The 20,074-nt window shown below is 71.2% G+C and carries 17 protein-coding genes; 6 read left to right on the forward strand and 11 right to left on the reverse strand.

The annotated features are described in order from the left end of the window. Positions 1 to 44 precede the first annotated feature (44 nt). Together AB0K28_RS47965 and AB0K28_RS47970 are read left to right on the forward strand one after the other, a co-directional pair. Positions 45 to 1,808 (forward strand): thiamine pyrophosphate-dependent enzyme, encoded by a 1,764-nt coding sequence (locus tag AB0K28_RS47965; protein WP_364384292.1) that lies wholly within the window; start codon positions 45 to 47, stop codon positions 1,806 to 1,808. After that, complete coding sequence (locus AB0K28_RS47970) at positions 1,805 to 4,876, forward strand: FAD-binding and (Fe-S)-binding domain-containing protein (RefSeq protein ID WP_364384295.1); 3,072 nt, start codon at positions 1,805 to 1,807, stop codon at positions 4,874 to 4,876. The genes AB0K28_RS47965 and AB0K28_RS47970 overlap by 4 nt, the downstream gene beginning before the upstream one ends. A gap of 889 nt (positions 4,877 to 5,765) precedes the next feature. Here the strand turns inward: AB0K28_RS47970 and AB0K28_RS47975 are convergent. The 11 genes from AB0K28_RS47975 to coxB all read right to left on the reverse strand — a co-directional run bounded on the left by AB0K28_RS47975 (position 5,766) and on the right by coxB (position 15,231). Beyond that, positions 5,766 to 6,416 (reverse strand): cytochrome c maturation protein CcmE, encoded by a 651-nt coding sequence (locus AB0K28_RS47975; RefSeq protein WP_364384298.1) that lies wholly within the window; start codon positions 6,414 to 6,416, stop codon positions 5,766 to 5,768. Between the two features lie 85 nt (positions 6,417 to 6,501). Then, positions 6,502 to 7,173, reverse strand: coding sequence for a cytochrome c biogenesis protein CcsA (gene ccsA, locus AB0K28_RS47980; RefSeq protein ID WP_364384302.1), 672 nt, complete (start codon positions 7,171 to 7,173; stop codon positions 6,502 to 6,504). 41 nt (positions 7,174 to 7,214) lie between these two features. Then, the gene (locus tag AB0K28_RS47985; protein WP_364384305.1) at positions 7,215 to 7,514 is read right to left on the reverse strand and encodes a hypothetical protein; all 300 of its coding nucleotides are present in this window, start codon (positions 7,512 to 7,514) and stop codon (positions 7,215 to 7,217) included. Next, entirely contained in the window at positions 7,504 to 8,976 is a 1,473-nt protein-coding gene (locus AB0K28_RS47990; RefSeq protein WP_364384308.1) for a ubiquinol-cytochrome c reductase cytochrome b subunit, read from the reverse strand. The genes AB0K28_RS47985 and AB0K28_RS47990 overlap by 11 nt, the downstream gene beginning before the upstream one ends. Then, positions 8,976 to 9,815 carry a Rieske 2Fe-2S domain-containing protein gene (locus AB0K28_RS47995; RefSeq protein ID WP_364384311.1) on the reverse strand — a complete coding sequence of 280 codons (840 nt, stop codon included), beginning with the start codon at positions 9,813 to 9,815 and terminating at the stop codon, positions 8,976 to 8,978. The genes AB0K28_RS47990 and AB0K28_RS47995 overlap by 1 nt, the downstream gene beginning before the upstream one ends. Next, a complete protein-coding gene (locus tag AB0K28_RS48000; RefSeq protein WP_364384314.1) occupies positions 9,812 to 10,525 on the reverse strand; it encodes a c-type cytochrome in 714 nt (237 codons plus the stop codon). Before AB0K28_RS48000 ends, AB0K28_RS47995 begins: the two co-directional genes overlap by 4 nt. Further along, positions 10,522 to 11,403, reverse strand: coding sequence for a cytochrome c oxidase assembly protein (locus AB0K28_RS48005; protein WP_364384317.1), 882 nt, complete (start codon positions 11,401 to 11,403; stop codon positions 10,522 to 10,524). Before AB0K28_RS48005 ends, AB0K28_RS48000 begins: the two co-directional genes overlap by 4 nt. Continuing rightward, the gene (locus AB0K28_RS48010; RefSeq protein ID WP_364384320.1) at positions 11,394 to 11,774 is read right to left on the reverse strand and encodes a hypothetical protein; all 381 of its coding nucleotides are present in this window, start codon (positions 11,772 to 11,774) and stop codon (positions 11,394 to 11,396) included. Before AB0K28_RS48010 ends, AB0K28_RS48005 begins: the two co-directional genes overlap by 10 nt. After that, the gene (locus tag AB0K28_RS48015; RefSeq protein WP_364384324.1) at positions 11,771 to 12,382 is read right to left on the reverse strand and encodes a heme-copper oxidase subunit III; all 612 of its coding nucleotides are present in this window, start codon (positions 12,380 to 12,382) and stop codon (positions 11,771 to 11,773) included. The genes AB0K28_RS48010 and AB0K28_RS48015 overlap by 4 nt, the downstream gene beginning before the upstream one ends. Then, the gene (gene ctaD / locus AB0K28_RS48020) at positions 12,379 to 14,280 is read right to left on the reverse strand and encodes a cytochrome c oxidase subunit I (RefSeq protein ID WP_364384327.1); all 1,902 of its coding nucleotides are present in this window, start codon (positions 14,278 to 14,280) and stop codon (positions 12,379 to 12,381) included. The genes AB0K28_RS48015 and ctaD overlap by 4 nt, the downstream gene beginning before the upstream one ends. Positions 14,281 to 14,283: 3 nt before the next feature. Further along, positions 14,284 to 15,231: a cytochrome c oxidase subunit II gene (coxB, locus tag AB0K28_RS48025; protein ID WP_364384330.1), complete on the reverse strand. Its 948-nt coding sequence runs from the start codon at positions 15,229 to 15,231 to the stop codon at positions 14,284 to 14,286. Between the two features lie 171 nt (positions 15,232 to 15,402). Between coxB and AB0K28_RS48030 the strand changes: the two genes are divergently transcribed. The 4 genes from AB0K28_RS48030 to AB0K28_RS48045 all read left to right on the forward strand — a co-directional run bounded on the left by AB0K28_RS48030 (position 15,403) and on the right by AB0K28_RS48045 (position 20,004). After that, positions 15,403 to 17,232 (forward strand): cytochrome c-type biogenesis CcmF C-terminal domain-containing protein, encoded by a 1,830-nt coding sequence (locus AB0K28_RS48030; protein ID WP_364384333.1) that lies wholly within the window; start codon positions 15,403 to 15,405, stop codon positions 17,230 to 17,232. Continuing rightward, complete coding sequence (locus AB0K28_RS48035) at positions 17,229 to 17,735, forward strand: redoxin domain-containing protein (protein WP_364384336.1); 507 nt, start codon at positions 17,229 to 17,231, stop codon at positions 17,733 to 17,735. Before AB0K28_RS48030 ends, AB0K28_RS48035 begins: the two co-directional genes overlap by 4 nt. Further along, positions 17,732 to 18,595 carry a cytochrome c-type biogenesis protein CcmH gene (locus tag AB0K28_RS48040; protein WP_364384339.1) on the forward strand — a complete coding sequence of 288 codons (864 nt, stop codon included), beginning with the start codon at positions 17,732 to 17,734 and terminating at the stop codon, positions 18,593 to 18,595. The genes AB0K28_RS48035 and AB0K28_RS48040 overlap by 4 nt, the downstream gene beginning before the upstream one ends. A 404-nt stretch (positions 18,596 to 18,999) precedes the next feature. Next, positions 19,000 to 20,004 (forward strand): IS5 family transposase, encoded by a 1,005-nt coding sequence (locus tag AB0K28_RS48045; protein WP_364384342.1) that lies wholly within the window; start codon positions 19,000 to 19,002, stop codon positions 20,002 to 20,004. The last annotated feature ends 70 nt before the right edge of the window (positions 20,005 to 20,074 follow it).

Raw genomic sequence — 20,074 nt, forward strand, 5'->3', positions numbered from 1 at the left:
GGGGTAAGGCGCGCTGCGAGCGAGGATCGAGACGGGAGATCGAAATGCCAGAAATCGTTGGCGAGAGCCTGGCCAGACGGCTGGTCGAATGGGGCGTGGACACCGTGTTCGGGTTGCCGGGCGACGGCATCAACGGGCTCATGGAGGGCTTCCGGCGGCATCGGGAGAAGCTGCGGTTCGTCCTGGTGCATCACGAGGAGGCGGCGGCGTTCATGGCGACCGGTTACGCCAAGGCGACGGGGCGGCTCGGGGTGTGTGCCGCGACGTCGGGGCCGGGGGCGATCCACCTGCTGAACGGCCTGTATGACGCGAAGCTGGATCACGCGCCGGTGCTGGCGCTCACGGGCATGCAGGAGACCTCGCTGCTGGGCAGCCGCTACCAGCAGGAGGTGCACGTCGACCGGTTGTTCCAGGACGTCGCCGACTACAACCTCATGATCACCAATCCGCAGCAGATGCCCGGAGTGGTGGACCTGGCGATCCGGAATGCCCTGGTCAAGAACACCGTGTCGCACCTCAGCTTCCCGAACGACATTCAGGTGGCCTCCGTCGAGCAGGACCCTTACCGGCATCCGGCACCGGGCGTCGCGCCGTCGAGCATGCCAGCGTTGGACCGGCCGCTGCTACGGCCGGAGGAGGCGGCCCTGCGCAGGGCGGCCGAGGTGCTCAACTCCGCTCGCAAGCCTGCCATCCTCGTCGGCGTAGGGGCGCTGCACGCCCGGGACGAGGTGATCGCCGTGGCGGAGAAGCTCGGCGCTCCGGTGGTCAAGACGCTGCCGGGCAAGGCCGTGGTGCCCGACGACCATCCGGTGACCACCGGCGGACTCGGCCTTCTGGGAACCAAGCCCAGCGAGGAAGCCATGGAGGAATGCGACACGCTACTCATGGTCGGCACGTCCTTCCCTTACGGGAAATACCTGCCTGAGCCGGGCAAGGTCCGGGTGGTGCAGATCGACTCCGACGCGACGCTGCTGGGCCTTCGACTGCCGGTGGAGGCGCAGATCGCCGCAGATGCCAAGCTCGCCCTGCGAGGGCTGCTGCCGTTGCTGTCCGATGGTGATCAGGGCTTCCTGCACAAGTACCGCCAGGAGATGGATTCCTGGCGGGCGGACATGACGGCGCTGCAGGACGGCAGCCGTGAGCCGATCGCGCCGCAGTACCTCATGGGCTGCATCGATCGGCTGGCCGCCGATGACGCGACCCTGACCTGCGACTCGGGCACGATCGCCACCTGGGCGGCCCGCCACTGGACCATCCGCGGCGATCGGCGCTTCTACCTGTCGGGCAACTTGGCCACGATGGCGCCGGGCCTGCCGTACGCCATCGCGATGCAGCATGCCTTCCCGAGCAGACAGATCATCGCGTTCGTCGGCGACGGCGGGTTCGCCATGCTGATGGCGGAGTTCCTCACCGCGGTCCGGCACGAGCTGCCGATCAAGGTGATCGTCAACAACAACAATTCCTACGGCCAGATCCTCTGGGAACAGATCATTCTCGGCTATCCGGAGTACGCGGTCCGGCACCGCCAACCGGAGGCGGACTTCTCCGCCTGGGCACGCGGGTGCGGTGCCTACGGGGTGAAGGTCACCCGGCCCGGCGACCTGGAACACGCCGTCGGCCTGGCCCTGGAGCATCCAGGCCCGGCGCTTGTGGACGTGGATGTCAACCCGAACGAGCCGCCGATGCCGGGCAAGGTCAAGTACGACCAGGCCAAGCACTTCACCGAGGCGTTCCTGCGCGGCCAGCCGCACAAGGTCGCCACCCTCGCCACCGTCGTCCGTGACAAGATCAACGAGTTGCGCGCATGACCAGGATCGATCTGCCTGCTCCCGTCAGCAAGATTGCCTTCCCTCATGTGGACGTCAAGGCCCTGGCCCGTGACCTGGCTGTCGAGGTGGACGGCGAGGTGCGCTTCGACGCCGGGTCGCGGGGCGCGTACTCCACGGACGCCTCCAACTACCGCCAAACCCCGATCGGCGTGGTCATTCCCAGAACGGTGGAAGCCGCGGTGGCGGCGGTAGCAGTCTGCCGGCGGCACGGGGCGCCGATCACCTCGCGTGGCGGCGGCACCAGCCTGGCGGGGGAGTGCACCAACACCTCGGTGATCATCGACTGGTCGAAGTACTGTCACCAGCTGCTGGACGTGGACGAGGAGCGCCGTACCTGTCTGGTCGAGCCCGGCATCGTCCTGGATCAGCTCAACGATGAGCTCAAGTACACAGGTCTGGAGTTCGGTCCGGAACCGGCGACACACGATCACTGCACGATCGGCGGGATGATCGGCAACAACTCGTGCGGCGCCACAGCGCAGCGTACCGGCAAGGTCGTCGACAACGTCGCCGAGCTGGAAGTGCTGCTCTACGACGGCACCCGCATGTGGGTCGGCGAGACATCCGACGAGCAGTACGCCGAGATCATCGCTGCAGGAGGTCGCCGGGCCGAGATCTACCACGCGCTGCGCGAAGTGCGCGACGCCCATCTCGGTGAGATCCGCACCCGCTACCCGCAAATACCGCGGCGGGTTTCCGGCTACAACCTCGACAGTCTGCTGCCGGAGAAGAACTTCCACCTTGCCCAGGCGCTGGTCGGCACCGAGGGCACCTGTGTGACAGTGCTGAGAGCCCGGCTCAAGCTGGTGCCGATCGTCAAAGCCCGAGTGCTGACGTTTCTGACCTACCCGAACATCGCCGCCGCGGCCGACGCGGTGCCCGACATCCTGCCGCACCGGCCGATCGCCCTGGAGGGACTGGACCGCAAGCTCATCGACTTTCAAAAGCGCAAGCACCTCAACCCCGAGGCGTTGAAGTTGCTCCCGCAAGAGGGTGCCTACCTGCTGGTCCAGATGGGCGGCGACACCCGGGACGAGGCCGCCGCAGCGGCCGAGGAGATGCTCCGCGCGCTGGGCAAAACGCGCCACGACCCGGACGTCGGCTACTTCGACGACGAGCAGCACCAGCAGGAGATGTGGCACATCCGCGAGTCCGGACTGGGCGCCACCGCTCGCGTTCCCGGCTTGCCCGACACCTGGCCCGGCTGGGAGGACTCCGCCGTGGCCCCCGACCGGCTCGGTGACTACCTGCGTGACCTGCACCGGCTATATGACGAGTACGACTTCGGCACCGCGTCCCTGTACGGCCACTTCGGGCAGGGCTGCGTGCACACGCGCATCCCGTTCGACCTCACGCACGCCCATGGCGTGCGGGCGTTTCGCTCCTTCATCGAGCGGGCCGCCGACCTCGTTGTCGCGTATGGCGGCTCCTTCTCCGGAGAGCACGGTGACGGGCAGGCCCGGGGCGAGTTGCTGCCGAAGATGTTCGGCGACGACCTGGTCGAGGCGTTCGGCCGATTCAAGGCGATCTTCGACCCGGGCAACCGGATGAACCCCGGCAAGGTGGTGGCGCCGTACCGGCTGGACGACAACCTGCGACTCGGCACCGACTACCACCATGGTGAGATGGACACGCACTTCCAGTACCCGCACGATGAGGGCAGCTTCGGCCGGGCCGTGCTGCGCTGCGTCGGCGTCGGCCGCTGTCGCCGGGAGCACAGCGGCGTGATGTGCCCCTCCTACATGGTCACCAGGGAAGAGGAGCATTCCACCCGCGGCAGGGCACGGCTGCTGTTCGAGATGCTGGACGGCACCGCGCGCGGCGGAGCGATCGCCGACGGCTGGCGCTCCGACGCCGTCAGAGACGCGCTGGACCTGTGCTTGGCGTGCAAGGGCTGCAAGGCAGACTGCCCGGTCAACGTGGACATGGCCACCTACAAGGCCGAGTTCCTGTCCCATCACTACGCCGGGCGGCTGCGGCCCCGCGCCCACTACGCGATGGGCTGGCTGCCGCTGGCCGCGCGCGCCGCCGCCCTCGTTCCACGCCTGGTCAACGCCGTCACGCACGCGCCCGGCCTGGCATGGCTGATCAAGAAGGCGGGTGGCGTCGACGTGCGCCGGGAGATCCCCCTCTTCGCCAGCCGCACCTTCCAGCAACGGCTCGACCCAGCGGGCGGCGGTGGCACGCGCGGCAGTGTCGTGTTGTGGCCGGACACCTTCACCAACCACTTCAGCCCGGAAATCGCCGAGGCCGCCACCGAGGTCCTGCAGGACGCCGGCTGGCAGGTCATCGTTCCGCGACAGGCGGTGTGCTGCGGCCTGACCTGGATCTCCACCGGCCAGATCGGTACTGCCAAGCGGGTGCTGCGGCGGACGCTGGACGTGCTACGACCGCACCTGCGCGCGGGCGCCTACGTGGTCGGCCTGGAGCCGAGCTGTACCGCCGTCTTCCGCGGCGACGCCCGTGAGCTGTTCCCGCACGACGAGGACGTGGACCGGCTCAGCCGCCAGACCGTCACCCTGTCCGAACTGCTGCACGAGCACACCCCCGGCTGGAGACCGCCACGAGTGCGGCGCACCGCCCGCGTCCAGACCCACTGCCACCACCACGCGATCATGGGTTTCCAAGCGGACCGGGCAGTGCTCGCTGCCGCCGGGGTGGAGGCCGACGTGCTGGACTCCGGCTGCTGCGGCCTGGCCGGCAACTTCGGCTTCGAGCAGGGCCACTACGAGGTGTCGGAAGCATGCGCCGAGCGGGTGTTGTTGCCCGCTGTCCGCGCCGCCGCCGAAGCCGATGTGATTCTCGCCGACGGGTTCAGCTGCCGCACCCAGCTCGACCAGAGCCGGGCCGGCGGACGGCGTGGCATGCACCTTGCCGAGCTGCTGCGCGCCGGCCTGCACGGCGACGACAGCGAGGACCGCCCGGAACGGCACTGGGCCCACCGTCCCGAACCACCCTCCCGCACGGCCCGCCTGCTCGCCACGCTCGCGGCCACCACTACGGCGGGCGCGGTCCTGATACTCGCCGGGCGGACGCTTCGGCGTTGATCTGGAAGCGGCCCGCCACAGGTTGGTGAGACCCTGGCCCGACGAGCCCCCGTTTGATGGCACCTCACCAGGCGGGCACCCGTACGATCAACGGGGCGCCGATGCTCGTCATGCCCAGTGTACTGGGCGTGCCTGACTGCGGCTCTCGGAAGTGCGAGCATCATGAGCGCCGTGACCAGGTAAAGCGTGGCGGAAGCGAGCAGGACAATGCTGAGCGCGTGACTGTAGGTGGTCAGCACCGGTGCTCCGGTGGCTGAACCAGTGACGAAAGCGAAGAAGATCGTGCGAGTACGGCGATACCGGCGGCACCGCCGACCTGGTTGACAGTAGAGAGCACCCCGCCTATTGCGCCCGAGCTGCGTCCGGCACGCCCGCGAGGACGACGTCGACGAGAATGGGCGCAGCGAGACCAAGCCCGAGGCCGCCTCGATTCCTCGTCTGTCCGGAGTGCGTGAGCGGCTTCGCGGTCCAGCGCCCCATGGCCGCGAGCCGTTCACCGCCACTTCCGCGAACAGATGGGGTGCCCGGCGGCAGACAGACGACGGCGGGCGGCACGAAAGGACGTGGCGGGCCCTCCATTGGCCTTGCTTTTTATCGACAGCCGCGCTCCTGCTCCGTCAAGCAGACCTCAGCGCACCGGTACAGGTCTGCGCGACATCCGGAGCGTGTGGATGACGGCCACCTGCTCAGGGCCGGGTCGTCTTTGCTGAGTGGCGTCTTGGCGATGGCGGCGGTCGTCTGCATGCGAACGACGATCGTCGCGTGCTCGCGCACGCTCTGGACGCCTACCGGCCGCACGCGCTTCGGCATTTTCTACGCGAGCGTCGCTGCGGCATGGAACCTGGAGTGTACGGTGGGGCCGCAGCGCGGCCCGCCGGGTCGGCACATCCTAGAGGTCTGCGACGCCCAGAGTGCCGCTCATGCCCAGCGGTTCGTGGCCCATGACGCCGCACACCAGCGTCAGCAGGGCGCCGCGCGGCGCGTCGAAGCGCAGCGTCGAGGCCTGCCCTGGGGCCAGCACCGGTGTGTGCGCCGAAACGCCGGCGCCGGTCACGATGAGGTCGTGCGCAGTGGCTCCTGCGTTGGTCACCTCCAGCGTCACCGGCCCGGCCCGCAGCACGGGGTCGCGGACAGTCACCGCCCATTCGGTGAGGCCGACGCGGGTGCGCGCCACCGCCGACGGCGGCCGGTACTCGTTGGAATGCTTGACCATCAGCCGGTCGGAGTGGAACACCGAGCCGTCCATGCGGCCCTCGACGACCGCTCCCTGTCCACCCGTGAAGGCCGGAGTGACCCCGCCTTCGTGCTCTACCGGCAGATCGCGTACGCCGTCGGTGAGCGTGAAGGCGACACCCCGGGGTATCGCGCGCACGCTGCCGGCGATGACCAGCCCGCCGACCCGCAGCCGTTCGTCCCGGTCCGGCGGCTCCTGGGCGAGTTCCTGTGGGGTGCGGTAGTAGACGAGACCTTCGTCCAGCCCCAGGTACGCCAGCGCGCCTCCGGCCACTAGAGCCACGGCGGCAATCAGCAGTCTTCTCATGACGGTGTGCGGCCCGACCACACGACGTACGCCGCCAAGGTGGCTGCGGTGAGCAGGTAACCGGCGCCCACCCAAACCCACTCACTCACCGCGCCGCTCCGGCGGGCGTGCGCGTAGCGAGCAACTGCGGCACGGGTGCGGCGGCGAGCGAGCGGACGCGGCGCGCGATCACCCAGGCCGCCAGCGCGGCGAACGCCGCCATCGCCGCGAGCAGCGCGGCCAGCATCGGCGCGGCGATCGGCAGCCGGCCTTCCGGGCCGAGCACCGTGGGCGGCTGGTGCAGGGCGCGCCACCACAGGACCGAGCCGTGCACCAGCGGCACGGTCACGAACCCGGCGCAGCCGACGAAGGCCGCCGCCCGGCCACCCGCCAGCCGTGCCACGATCAGGTACGCGAGGTAAGCGGCTAGCATCAGCACCGTCGTGGCCAGCCGGGGATCCCAGGTCCACCACACGCCCCAGACCGGCCGTCCCCACACCATGCCGAGCGCGATGGCCAGGGCGGTCAGGCCGGTGCCGACCTCGCCCGCGGCCCTGCCGATCCGCTCCAGTGCCGGCCTGGCGTGCCGCAGCCGCAGCAGCCCGGCAGCGAGTACCGCGGTGAAGCACAGGTACGCCGTCCAGGCCGCGGGCACGTGCACGTACATGAGGCGCTGCAGCTCTCCCTGTGCGGCGTCGGGTGGCGCCACCACCAGACCGAGGATCAGGGCCGTCACGGCGGGCGCCGCGACCAGCGTCCCTGGCAAAGACGGTCGCATGCCGCCTCCTTCCGTCGTCACTGTACGTGACGATCCCCAATCTACCGAGCCCGTCCGTCGCCGCGGGGGAGGCGCTCCCGCCGGAACCTGTCGATCGTCCGCCGCAGGAGCCGGTAGGTGATCACGGCTAGGAGAAACCGCATCAAGGCCCCGCTCAGCAGGCGGTCCGCCCGTGACGGCCGCTCGTCGTGCGCGACACAGGGGTTCGGGTAGGCCACGCCCGCGCTGCGGCGAGCGGCCTGCTCGCTCGTGTACTCGGAGTTGCTCAGCAGGTGCGTCTGTCCTTCCCTGTAGGCCCACCGCCAGTAGCCGTTCGGCTGCTGCCATACCTCAATCGGCATGCCCGCCTCCAGCGTTCACGACCTGCGGCGCATCCTCCGACGGCACCTCGGGCCGGGCGCCCGGCCCACCCTCCGGCGCGGCGCGCCGGGACGGGCGGGGCCGGGACAGCCCCAGCGCCTCGCCGACGTGCCGGGGCTCCAGCGTCATAAGCGTGCTCTCCGGATACGCCCGCAGGGCCCGCGCCAGCACGTACGCCACCGCGGCGACGACCGGCGGCCCGGCGAGCACGACGATCCTCAGCACCGCCACGACGTCCTCCACGGGCGCCGACAGCCAGCGGGCCATCAGGTCGTCGGACGCGGCGAACAGCAGCAGCCCCGCCTGCGCCACCGCCCACGCGCCCACCGCCGTCCGTCCGGGACGTTCCCTGACCCGGGCGGCCACGTGATGCCGACCCCGATCGCCGGTGACCAGGCGGTCCAGCCACGGCCAGGCGTACATGACGAGTACCATCAGCAGCGGCAGCGCCACCGCCGGCAGGAACGGCGAGGGCACCAGGTGACCGAACACCCAGAACTCGGCCGCGGGGAACAGCCGGATCATGCCCTCCACCCAGCCCAGGAAGTAGTCCGGCTGGGCCGGCGTGGTCGAGTTCGCCGGCTCGAACGGCCCCCACACCCACACCGGGTTGATCTGGACAAGCCCGCCCAGGCCGAAGGTCACCGCCAGCACGCCGGACAGCAGGCCCAGCGAGCGGAAGGCGTACGTGGGCCACAACTTGGAGCCCACCACGTTGCTGTCGCGCCGCCCCGGGCCGGCGAAATGCGTGTGCTTCTGTCGCACGAGGATCGCCAGATGCACGGCGATCAGGGTGGCGATGAGCACAGGCAGCAGCAGCACGTGCAGCCCGTACAGGCGCGAGATGATCACGTCGCCCGGGAACTCGCCGCCGAACAGCAGGAACGCCAGCCACGGCCCGACCAGCGGCACCGACAGCGCGATCGAGTAGCCGATGCGCAGCCCGCTGCCGGACAGCAGGTCGTCCAGCAGGGAGTAGCCGATGAAGCCGTTGGCCAGCGACGTGAGCAGCAGCGTGACGCCGACCAGCCAGTTGATCTCGCGCGGCTTGCGGAACGCGCCGGTGAAGAAGATCCGGCACGCGTGTGCGGCGATCGCGCCCAGGAGGATCAACGCCGACCAGTGGTGGACCTGCCGGAACAGCAGCCCGCCGCGCACGTCGAAGCTCAGCCTGATCGCCGAGGCGTAGGCGGCCGACACCGACGAGCCACGCAGCGGAGCGTACGAGCCGCCGTAGATCGTCTCGGCGCTGCTCGGCACGAAGAACAAGATGAGGAACACGCCGGTTGCCACCAGCGTGACGAAGCTGTAAAGCGCGATCTCGCCCAGCATGAACGACCAGTGGTCGGGGAAGACCTTGGTCAGTGCCGTCCGGGTGAGCTGGGCTGCTCTCAGCCGCCCGTCCGTCCAGCGCCAGGCGGCGCGGCCCAGCTGGCGCAGCATCACATCGTCCTCCAGTAGCCCGCGCCGACCGGCTCGGGGAAATCGCCCGCGGCCACCAGCACCCCGCCTGGCCCAATCCGCAGTGGAAGCTGCGGCAGCGAGCGGGCGGCCGGGCCGAACACCGGCTCGGCGCCGCGCAGCACGTCGAACACCGACTGGTGGCACGGGCAGACCAGCCGCTCCTGCGGCCGCATGTACTGGCCGACGGGGCAGCCGGCGTGGGTGCACAGCTTCGAGTAGGCGATGATGCCGCCGACCGTCCAGCGCTCGCGGCCGGCCGGTAGGTCCAGCCGGGCGGGCTCCACGTGCAGTAGCAGCGCCATGCTGTCGCCGGTGTCACGGTGGCCCTCGGGGAAGACCGTCAGCATCGTGCCCGGGGGGACGCGTTCGGGGCGGACGGGCTGGCCGTCCTGATCCACCAGGCGTACGCCGTCCCGCCAGGCGGTGGTGGCCAGCGCGACCGCCGGCGAGGGGCCGTGCACCAGCAGCGACCGCAGCGGGAACAGCCCTGCCAGCCCCAGCGCGCCGAGAGCCGCCGTCAGCATGCGGCGCGGCAGCCGGCCGGCGGGCCGCTCGAACTCCGGCTCCAGCGCCTGCCGCTCCTGCGGCGGGGAGCGCATCGGCTCGCGCTCCCCGACGTACGGGCCCTGCGGCAGCAACCGGGCCGCCCACAGCGTGAAGCCGGCGGCCAGCCCGGCGAAGGCCGCGCAGAAGCCGAGCGCGAGCAGCAGCCGGTCGTGGCCCGCCATGTAGGCGACCGCGGCCAGCACCGCGCCGGCGACGGTCACCGCGAAGGCCGTCGCGATGCCCCGCTCGGCCCCCCGCTGCGGATCGGTCATGGCGCCCTCTTCCCGATCAGGCGGATGAAGAGCAGGAGCAGGCCGAGGCCGGCCAGCAGGGCGACCGCGCCCTCGGCGACCGGGCCGATGCCGCCCAGCGGGGCGCCGCCGTGGTCGAGTTGGGGACGGGTGGTGGTCAGGTAGGACGCGATCGCATCGAGCTGGGCGTCGCTGAGCACCGAGGCAGGAAAAGCGGGCATCGCGCCGGGGCCGAGCCGGACGGCCTCGGCGATCTGCGTTGGGGTGGAGTACAGCAGCGGGGGAGCAGCCAGGCCGTGGGCCAGCGTGCCGCCCGCCTGGGAGCCGGAGTGGCAGGAGGCGCAGGTGGCCAGGTACAGCTCGCGGCCCTGCCGGACGTCCCCGGGCCGGACGCGGGGGATGACCGGTCCAGTGCCGAGCGAGGCGACGTAGGCGGTGAGGGCGGCGATGTCGGCTTCGGTGAACGCGGGCGGCTGCCGCTCCGGGCGTACGTCGGGCCGCGGTATCGGCATACGTCCCGTGGAGAGCTGGTAGTCCGCCCCGGCCGCGCCCGCACCCCTTAGCGACGGCCCGCGATCGCTGCCCTCGCCCGCCTGGCCGTGGCAGGTGGCGCAGCTGGCCCCGTACAGGTCCCTGCCCCGCTCCTCGGGGGACGGGGTCCGGGCGGCCGCGGCCGGGACAGCGAGGGCGAGGGCGAGGCTGCCCGCGGCGGCGAGCACGCGTGCGATCATCGCTCACCTCCGGACGTGGACGAGGCGACGGACGGCCTCGATGGCCTGATTTCCCGGGGCCTGTCCATCCACGCGAGGAAGATGGCAAAGATCGCGCCGAGATATACCAGGTCGGCCGGAATCCACATAACCAGCCCGGCCAGCTGTTGGTCGGTCAGCGGGTCGGCGCCCGACGCCAGCGCGGCCGCCGCCTGCCCGGGGAACAGCGGTGCCCCGGCCAAGGTGAGGACAGCGCCGAGGGCCGCGCTGGGCAGCGCCGTGGCGAACAGGTACAGGATCGCGGCGGGCGGGTTCAACCGGGACTGGGAGGCGGAAACGACGTGCCTCCACAGCAGGTACGTGGTTCCAAGGAAGCAGGCGTGCTCCACCAGGTGCGTCACCGGATCGTGTAGCGCCAGGTCGTACGGGCCCGGCAGGTGCCAGAACCACAGCACGGCCACGTGTCCGGCCCAGGTCGCGACCGGGTGCCCCAGCAACGGCACCCGGCGTGAACCGTGCCTGACCAGCGCGAGCACCCGCCGTGCCCGTCGTGGCAGGGCCAGGGTGAGCGGCAGGCCGGGGGAACCGGCGGCCAGCAGCGGGCCGGCCACCGAGATGAGGATCATGTGCTGCAGCATGTGCGTGGCGAACCGCTGGTCCGCCACAGCGTCGAGAGGCGGCAGCAGGGCCGCCGCAACCGCTGCGAGCCCGCCGGCGAAGGCCCACACCCTGGCCCTGCCCAGCCGGCGCGCACCCGCCGCCGGAGACCGGGAGGGACCGCCGAGCCGCCGCAGCCCGAGGAGATATCCGGCGGCGCCCAGCACGAGCCAGCACGCCACCGGCACCAGCCCGGCGAGGTCCAGGCCGCCGGCGTGATGGTGCAGGACCGTTATCCGCACGGGGCCAGCACCGCCACTGCGATCGCGCCGAACAGGACCATCAGGCAGGACAGCGCGTTCAGCCCGAGCCCCAGCTCTGCCAGGAACCCGGCTCGCCGCTCCCGCCGCCCCCGCGGGGCTGCCAGGTCGTGCCGGTGCAACCGCCACGAGACGGCCAGTGCCGCGGCCGCGACCACGCCGGGCAGCACGGTGGCCAGCAGCGCGAAGGCGCGCACCGAAATCCCTGCCACGTGCTGGTGCCCGATGGAACAGGCCAGCTCAATTACGCCCCAGGCCACCAGCAGGTGCGCCGCCCAGGCCAGCGCGCCTCCCGCGACGGCGAAGGCCAGCAGCCACCGCCCCGCCCGCCGGGTGATCGGTCGCGTGCTCATAGGTGGGGGCTCAGGTAGATCGAGAACAGGATTGCCAGCCAGACGCCGTCCACGAAGTGCCAGTAGAACGACACGATCCGCACCCGCTCGTGGTGAGCGCCGCCGAACTTGCCGGCCAGTGCCGCAACCAGCGTGAAACCCACCATGACCAGGCCGGTGACGACGTGCGTGCCGTGGAAGCCGGTGATGACGTAGAACAGCGAGCCGTAGGCGTTCGTGGTCCAGGTGAACTCCGCCAGCTTGGTGGCGTACTCGGAGGCCTGCACACCCAGGAAGGCCCCACCCGACAACAGCGTGAGCACCAGCATGATCCTGAGCAGCCGCTGTCGGTCGTGCCTGATCGCCCAGTCGGCCCAGGCGATCCAGCCGCTGCTCGACAGCAGCAATGCGGTCATCACCAGCGGCTTGACCAGCTCCGGCTGCTTGATCCCAGATGGCGGCCACTCGGCGGAGGTCAGGAAACGCAGGTAGAAGTAGGAGGCCAGCAGACAGGCGAACAGCGTCGCCTCGGTGGCCACGAACAGCACCATGCCCCACCAGGCCGGAGTGCGGCCCGGGGGCGCGCTGCTCAGCGCCGCGGGCTCGGTGATCTCGTTAACGGCGGTCATGCCCGTGCGGCCTCCTTCGGCCAGAGCCAGCGGACGACGACCAGCGCGGTGGCGGCGCCGAAGGCGGCGGCGAAGCCGAGCCGGTCGAACAGCAAGGCGACGACGGTCAGGAACAGCGCGGTCGCTGCCGCGACCGGCAGCCACGAGTTCTCGGGCATCTCCAGCGGACCTTCCGGCTCGCCGTCCAGCTCCGAGGTGCGCAGCACCTCGTGGCCGCCGCCCAGTACCCGGGCCTCGGCCGTCGCGCCCTCGGCGAGCGAGGCGCGCGAACGCTCGTCCCACATGGGGTGCAGGCTGTGCACCGTGGGGATGACCGGGAAGTTGTACGGCTTCGGCGGGGACGCGGTCGCCCATTCCAGCGTCTCGCCGCCCCACGGGTCGGCGGGGGCGGCCAGCCCATGCCGGTGCGCGTGCCAGAACGTGCCGAGCACCCCCATCAGGCCGATGGCGAGCAGGTACGCCCCGACGGTCGCTGCCAGGTTCCACGGCTCCCAGCCGATCTCCGACGGGTAGGTGTAGACGCGGCGCGGCATGCCCAGCAGCCCGGACACGTGCATGGGGAAGAAGGTGAGATTGAACCCGGCGAAGGTGAGCCAGAACGACCAGCGCCCGGCCCGCTCGCTCGTCATCGTGCCGGTCAGCTTCGGCCACCAGTGGAACAGCCCGCCGATGATGGGGAAGACCGCGCCGCCGAACAGCACGTAGTGGAAGTGCGCGACGACGAAGTAGGAGTCGGTGACCTGCTGGTCGAAGGCGACGACGGCGAACATCACCCCGGTCACCCCGCCCATCGTGAACACCACGATGAACCCGGCCGCCCACAGCATCGGCACTCCCATCACCACGCGGCCCATAAGCATGGTGGCCAGCCAGGAGAAGACCTGGATGCCGGCAGGGATCGACACCACGATGCTGGCGGCGGAGAAGAAGGTCAGCGACAGCTGCGGCAGCCCCACCGCGAACATGTGGTGCACCCACACGCCGAAGCTGATCACCCCGGTCGCCACCGTGGCCAGCACGATGAGGCTGTAGGCGGCGATCGGGCGGCGGCAGAAGACCGGCACGATCGAGGAGACGATGCCGAGCGCGGGCAGCACGATGATGTACACGTCGGGATGGCCGAACAGCCAGAACAGGTGCTGCCACAACACCGCGTCGCCGCCCGCTACCGGGTCGAGGACGTGCGTGCCGAACCGGCGGTCCAGGAAGAGCAGGAAGTTGGCGGTGTTCAGCGGCGGCAGCGCGAACACCACCATGAACGAGGTGACCACCAGCGCCCAGACGAACACCGGCACGCGGTTGAGCGTCATGCCCGGAGCGCGCAGCTTCAGCGCGGTGGCGATGAAGTTGATCGCGCCCGCCGTGGTGGACACGCCCAGGAACAGCAGCCCCAGCGTGTAGACGTCCAGGTTGGGGCCGGGGGCGAAGCGGGGGCCGGTGAGCGGCACGTAGGCGAACCAGCCGCCGTCGGGTGCGGCGCCGAACGGCAGGCTGCCGAACATGAACACCCCGGCCAGCGCGAACACCCAGTAGCCGAAGGCGTTCAGCCGCGGGAAGGCCATGTCTCTGGTGCCCAGCATGAGCGGGAACAGGAAGTTGCCGAACCCGAACAGCATCGGTGTCGCGAACAGGAAAATCATCGCGGTGCCGTGCAGGCTGAACAACTGGTTGTAGGTCTGCGGCGAAACCACGCCGGCGTCCGGTGCGATAAGCTGCGTGCGCATCACCACGGCCTGCAGCCCGGCCAGCGTGAAGTACACGGCGGCGGTCGCCAGGTAGCGGCGGCCCACCCGCTTGTGGTCCACCGTGGTGAGGAAGCCGCGCAGGCCGGGCGGCTCCTGCCAGTGGCGCGAGACGCGCTCGGCGGCGCTCGCCCGCGTCTGGGCGACGGTCTCCACGTGCTACTCCAGATTGTTCAGGTAGGCGGTGACGGCACGCAACTGCTGCGGGGTGAGCGGCTGCGGCGGCATGCGGTTGCCCGGCTTGTACACCTGCGCGTTCGCGATCCAGGCGGCCAGATTCGCCGGCGTGTTGTGCAGGGTGCCGGCGCCGAGGAAGCGGCGCCCGCCGACGTGCGTCAGGTCCGGCCCCTGCTGGCCCTGCGCGGACGTCCCGGCGACGGTGTGGCAGGAGGCGCAGGACGCGGCCTCGAACACCTGCCGCCCCTGGCTCGCCGCTGTCACCGGCCGCGACTGGCGGGCCAGCCACGCGCGGAAGGCGGCGTCCGGCTCGGCCACGATGTGCAGGGCCATGCGGCCGTGCTGGGTGCCGCAGTACTCGGCGCACTGCCCCCGGAACAGGCCGGCTCGGTTGGCGGTGAACCACAGGTCGTTGACCCGTCCGGCGACCAGGTCGGTCTTCACCGTGAGCTGCGGCACCCAGAAACTGTGGTTGACGTCGGCGGTGCGCAGCCGCACGTGCACGGTACGCCCGACCGGCACGTGGATCTCGTTGGCGGTGGTGAAGTGCGAAGCTGGGTAGCGGACCTCCCACCACCACTGATGCCCGGTCACCTCGACCGTCAGCGCCTTCGGGTCACGCGGATCCTCGAAAGCCCGCATGGCGTCCAGGCCCGTCAGGTACGTGAAGGTCAGGATGGCGGCCGGGATGAGCAGCCCGCACACCACCACGAACCGCCGTCCGGACGCGGCGCGCGCGGTGGCGTCGCGGCGCCGCGCGATCGCCCACACCACCAGGACAGTGACCACGACGCAGACGACAGTAGCGATGGTGAACAGCTGCCACCACAGCCCGGCCACCCGCTCCGCACCCGGCCCGCCCGGTGACAACGCGGACGGCGCTCCGCCCGAGCAGGACGCGGTGAGAAGCGGTAGCCAGGCTGACGCCACGCGCTTGATCGTCAATGCCGCCACGTGCCGGGCCTCCCATCCCCTATGTGCGCAAGTTAAGTCGACATTGGCGACGCAGCCACACCGCCACGCCAGTGACCTGGGGAAACTTGTCCGGAGGGGCGGCCAGCGGAATGCTTGGACCATGTCCACCAGCCCAACAGCGCGACCGTGATCAACCTTCTGGGTACCGCCGCGTTGTGGTCCGGGCTGGCCGCGTCGCTGCTCGCCGCGCTTACGTGGCCGTGCGAACGGACCCGCACCCTGGCGGCCCGCGGCACGACGGCGACGCTCGGGGCCGCGCTCCTGGCCTTCCTGCTGCTGGAGACCGCGCTGGTCACCCACGACTTCGCAGTGGAATTCGTGGCCCGGCACGGCGGACGCCACGTGCCCCTCTACTACACGATCACCAGCCTGTGGTCGGCGCTGGAAGGATCGTTGGTCCTGTGGCTGCTGATCCTCACCGCGGTAACCGCCGCCGTCGCCCGGGCTCGCGACCCGCTCCAGCCGGTGGCGATGACCGTCGTCATGCTGGTCTGCGCCGCGTTCTTCGCCCTCACCGCCCTCGTAGCCGACCCCTTCGTCCTGGCCGGCCCCGTCCCGGCGGACGGACCCGGCCCCAACCCGCTGCTACGCGGCCACCCGCTGATGGGGGTGCACCCACCGCTGCTGTACCTGGGATTCGCCGCACTGATGGCACCCTTCGCGTACGGTGTGGCGTGTCTTGTCACTGGTGATACGGCAGTGGCGCGCATCAGGACCTGGACCTTGGCCGCCTGGATTCCGCTGACCGCCGGAATCGTCCTCGGCGCCTGGTGGTCGTACGGGGTGCTCGGGTGGGGCGGCTACTGGGAGTGGGATCCCGTCGAGAACGCGTCCCTGATGCCCTGGCTGCTCGCGACGGCGCTGCTGCACGCCACCCGGACGCGCTCGCTGAGCACCTGGACGACACCGCTGGCGGTGGGGACGTTCCTGCTCGTGCTGCTCGGCACGTTCCTGACCCGGAGCGGGGCGGTGGCGAGCGTGCACTCCTTCACCCGCTCGCAGGCCGGGCCGGCGCTGCTCGCGCTGCTGACGGTCGCACTGGTAGGCGCGGGCGGGCTGCTCGCCTGGCGCGGCCGGGAGCCGCAGGTGGCGGCCCGGCAGGACCCGCTGATCCGGCTCGGCTGCGCGCTGCTGACCGTGCTGGCCGGCACCGTGCTGCTCGGCACCCTGTTTCCCGCAATCAGTGGCCTGCTCGGCGGTGAGCAGGTGTCGGTAGGACCGCCGTACTACGACGGCACGGTCGTGCCGGGCCTGCTGGCGCTGGTCGTCCTCATGGGAGCGGGCACCCGCCGACCCAGCCACGACCTTATCCTGCCCGCTGGCGCAGGGGCCGCCACGATCGCCTGCCTGGGCTTCACCGGCCGTCACTCCCTCATGGCACTGATCACCTTCGGAGTGGCCGCGTTCGCGCTGGCCGCGATCGCGAGACGCCTGCTCGGCCCGGCACGCGAACGCCTCGACGGCAAACGCGTGGGCGGGCTGCTCGCACACACCGGGGTCGCCTTGGCAGCCGTCGCCATCGCCGCCTCCACCGCCTACGCCGAGGAGAGCCAAGGACGGATCCAACAGGGCCACTCACTCCAGGCCGGCGGATACAGCGTCCGGCTCGACGGCATTGAACGGCAGCGAAGCGCTGACGCCATGACGGCGACCGCCCGTGTCAGCGTCATTGCGGAGGGACGGATCGTGGACGTCATGCGGCCCTCACTCGCCTTCTACCCGTCATGGGGAGGCGCCCCGGTCGCCCGGCCGGCCGTCCGCAGCGGGCCGGCGGGCGACCTGTATCTGTCGGTGACGGAGATCGACCAGGCGGGGGACATGGTGATGCTGCGGGTGGCGGTGAACCCCCTCATGGGGATGCTCTGGGCGAGCGGCGGCCTGATCGCCCTGGGCGGCGTCCTCGCTCTGCGCGGCGGCCGGGTACGGGCCCGCGCCGACAAGGTGCCGGCGGCATGAGACGCCTGCTCGCGGTCACCATCACGGTCCCGATACTGGTGGCCGTGCTCGTCCATGCCCTCGGCGACGACCCGGGCACGCGGCCCGCGCCCGAGCGGCGCAAGCCCGACCTGTCCGGCCACACACTCGACGGGCGGCCGTTCACACCCAGCGACCTGCGCGGCGCCCCGGTGCTCGTCAGCGTGTGGGCCTCCTGGTGCGACCCGTGTCGCCAGGAGTTCCCGCTCCTCGTCGCCGCCGCACGCGACCTGCGCGGCGTCCACGTGCTCGGCGTCGATCTGCGCGACACGGCCAGCGCAGCCCGCGCGTTCCTCAAGGAGACCGGCGCGACCTCCTTCCCGCACCTGTCCGACCCCGACGGGCGCCTGGCCCTCGAGCTCGGGGCACGGGGCGTCCCCGAGACCTTCCTCCTCGACCGGGATGGCTTCATCATCGACCGCATGATCGGCGCGCTTACTCCCGGGTGGATCGAGGCCCACGTGCCGCCCCTGCTAGATCCATGATGGCCAGGTTTGCCGTGCTGCTCCTGACGGTGCTCGCCGGCCTGGCGCTCTGGACCGCCGCCCGGCGCGAACCCGATCCGGCCGAGCAGGCGCGAGACATCGCCGCCGTACTGCGCTGCCCCGACTGCGCTGGCGTGTCGGCCGCGGAGTCGTCCTCGGCGATGGCGCTGTCCGTCCGCGCCGAGATCGAGCGCCTCCTGCGCGCCGGCCACGCCCCTGAGGACATCGTCGGCCGCTTCCGGCAGCGCTACGGGGACTGGATCCTGCTCTCCCCGCCAGTGAGCGGCATCCCGGTGGTGCTCTGGGCGCTCCCCACCGCCGCCGTGGCGACGGCGGTGCTGCTGGCTGTACGGCGGCCGCCGCGCTTGTCGTCCCGTGGCCGCCGATCGTGCACCGCACCCGCCCCGGACGCCGCGGCCAGGCCCGTGATCGTGCTGGCCGCGCTGGCCCTCGCGGCCGGCGGTGCCGTCGCCTGGGCGAGCGGCGGGACCGCCGAACGGATGACGGCGGACCAGCCCGCCGAACCCTTGGCAAGGGGGCGGGTGCTCGCGTCCACCGGCGATCACGAGGGTGCGGTGCGCGCCTACCGGGAGGCGCTGCGCCGGCGACCGGACGACCGCACCGCGCTCTGCCTGCTGGGACTACAGCTCATCGAGACGGGACGGGCCGCTGAGGCCCTGTCGCTACTCCAGCCGGTGGTCACCGGCAGCCACTTCCGGGACGCCGACCTGCTGCTTGTCCTCGGCACGGCGCAGCTCACCACCGAACCGGCGCAGGGCCGTCGCACGCTCGCCCGATTCCTGGCCGTCGCCCCCGCCGGACATCCAGCGCTGCCGCGGATCCGCGAGTATCTGCGGTAATGCCCCTCCGTGCATGGACGCTTCTCAGACGGCTGCTGCCAGGCCAGATGGCGCGCACCCCCAGCGAGTGCGGGCCGATCACGTGCAGTGGCCGCCAGCTCGCGCGCTAAGTTGACCACATGACCAATTTGGCCGGACGACCAAACTCGGCGCGGGGCGACTGGCGGCGCGAGCAACGGGTGGAGACCGGCCTCGCGCTCCTGAGCGAGCACGGTTGGCCCGGCGACACGGCGCGCCGCGGCCGAGCGCGTCGGCACCAATCCAGGCCTGACCCGCTACCATTTCGGCGGCCGGCCCGGCCAGCGCACGGCGATCTTCCGGCGCGGCACCGGCCTCCTCGTCAACCCGCTCGTCGACGAGCTGCCGGCGACGAGCGGGTCGCACTGGCCTCGATTCGCACCCTGGTGCCGCAGGCCGCCGGCGACGAGCTGGCCTCCCGGCTGGCCGCCGAGCTGATCATCGGAGCGACCACCGCCCCCGTGCTCAGCGCCATGCTCCGCGACGAGCATCGCGAGGCCCGGCGGCAGATCGCCGACCGGCTGCGCGCGCTGCACCCCGGCTGGTTGGCCGGCCAGGCGATCGGGGTCGCCACGCTGATCCTTGCCGCGATCGACGGGCTGATGCTGCAGATCGACGGGATCCGATGGCGGATCCGGACCGGGGCGCCGTGGCGGGACGTTCCTGCCTGCTACGGCCACTGGTTCAGCGTGTATGGCTTGTTCCGGCGCTGGCAGCGGGAGGGGGTCTGGGCGCGGATCCTGGCGGCGTTGCAGGCGTGTGCGGACGCCGCCGGGAAGATCGGTTGGACGGTGAGCGTGGACTCCACGATCACCCGGGCTCACCAGCACGCGGCCGGAGCCCGCCGGGACGGCCACCTGCAGAAGGAGCCACCCGGCGGGGTGCACAGCGAGCCGGCCGATCACGCGCTGGGGCGCTCACGCGGCGGGCTGACCACCAAAACCCATCTGGCTTGCGAGCAGGGCCGCAAGCTGCTGGCTGCGGTGGTGACCGCCGGGCAGCGGGGCGACAGCCCGCAGTTCATCCCGGTGCTCGCCAAGATCCGGGTGGCCCGCCTCGGCGGTGGCCGTCCCAGGACCCGCCCGGATCGGGTCCTGGCCGACAAGGCCTACACCAGCAAGGCCAACCGGACTCATCTGCGCCGGCGTGGGATCAAGGCGTGCATTCCGAGCAAGGCCGGCCAGGACGCTCACCGGCGAGCCAAGGGATCGAAGGGAGGTCGCCCGCCGTCCTTCGACCCCGCGTTCTACCGGCTGCGTCACGCTGTGGAGTGCGGCATCAACCTGCTCAAAGGCAACCGCGGCATGGCGACCCGTTACGGCAAGCTCGCCGTACGCTACGAAGCCGTCGTCATCATCGCTGCGATCAACCAGTGGCTCAGTGCCTTATGAAACACGACCTAGACGGCGGCCAGGGAGAGGGCGGCGATGGCGACACCGATCAGCCATGTCAACAATCCAG

The organism is Nonomuraea sp. NPDC049504, from assembly GCF_040676845.1.
Classification (GTDB): Bacteria; Actinomycetota; Actinomycetes; order Streptosporangiales; family Streptosporangiaceae; genus Nonomuraea; species Nonomuraea salmonea.

Coding starts and splice junctions, on each gene's coding strand:
- AB0K28_RS47970 (WP_364384295.1), top strand. CDS start 1,805: ATGACCAGGATCGATCTGCCTGCTCCCGTCAGCAAGATTGCCTTCCCT.
- AB0K28_RS48010 (WP_364384320.1), bottom strand. CDS start 11,774: ATGAGCACGCGACCGATCACCCGGCGGGCGGGGCGGTGGCTGCTGGCC.
- AB0K28_RS48000 (WP_364384314.1), bottom strand. CDS start 10,525: ATGATCGCACGCGTGCTCGCCGCCGCGGGCAGCCTCGCCCTCGCCCTC.
- AB0K28_RS48040 (WP_364384339.1), top strand. CDS start 17,732: ATGATGGCCAGGTTTGCCGTGCTGCTCCTGACGGTGCTCGCCGGCCTG.
- AB0K28_RS47985 (WP_364384305.1), bottom strand. CDS start 7,514: ATGCCGATTGAGGTATGGCAGCAGCCGAACGGCTACTGGCGGTGGGCC.
- ccsA (WP_364384302.1), bottom strand. CDS start 7,173: ATGCGACCGTCTTTGCCAGGGACGCTGGTCGCGGCGCCCGCCGTGACG.
- AB0K28_RS48035 (WP_364384336.1), top strand. CDS start 17,229: ATGAGACGCCTGCTCGCGGTCACCATCACGGTCCCGATACTGGTGGCC.
- AB0K28_RS47990 (WP_364384308.1), bottom strand. CDS start 8,976: ATGCTGCGCCAGCTGGGCCGCGCCGCCTGGCGCTGGACGGACGGGCGG.
- AB0K28_RS48015 (WP_364384324.1), bottom strand. CDS start 12,382: ATGACCGCCGTTAACGAGATCACCGAGCCCGCGGCGCTGAGCAGCGCG.
- AB0K28_RS47965 (WP_364384292.1), top strand. CDS start 45: ATGCCAGAAATCGTTGGCGAGAGCCTGGCCAGACGGCTGGTCGAATGG.
- AB0K28_RS47995 (WP_364384311.1), bottom strand. CDS start 9,815: ATGACCGATCCGCAGCGGGGGGCCGAGCGGGGCATCGCGACGGCCTTC.
- AB0K28_RS47975 (WP_364384298.1), bottom strand. CDS start 6,416: ATGAGAAGACTGCTGATTGCCGCCGTGGCTCTAGTGGCCGGAGGCGCG.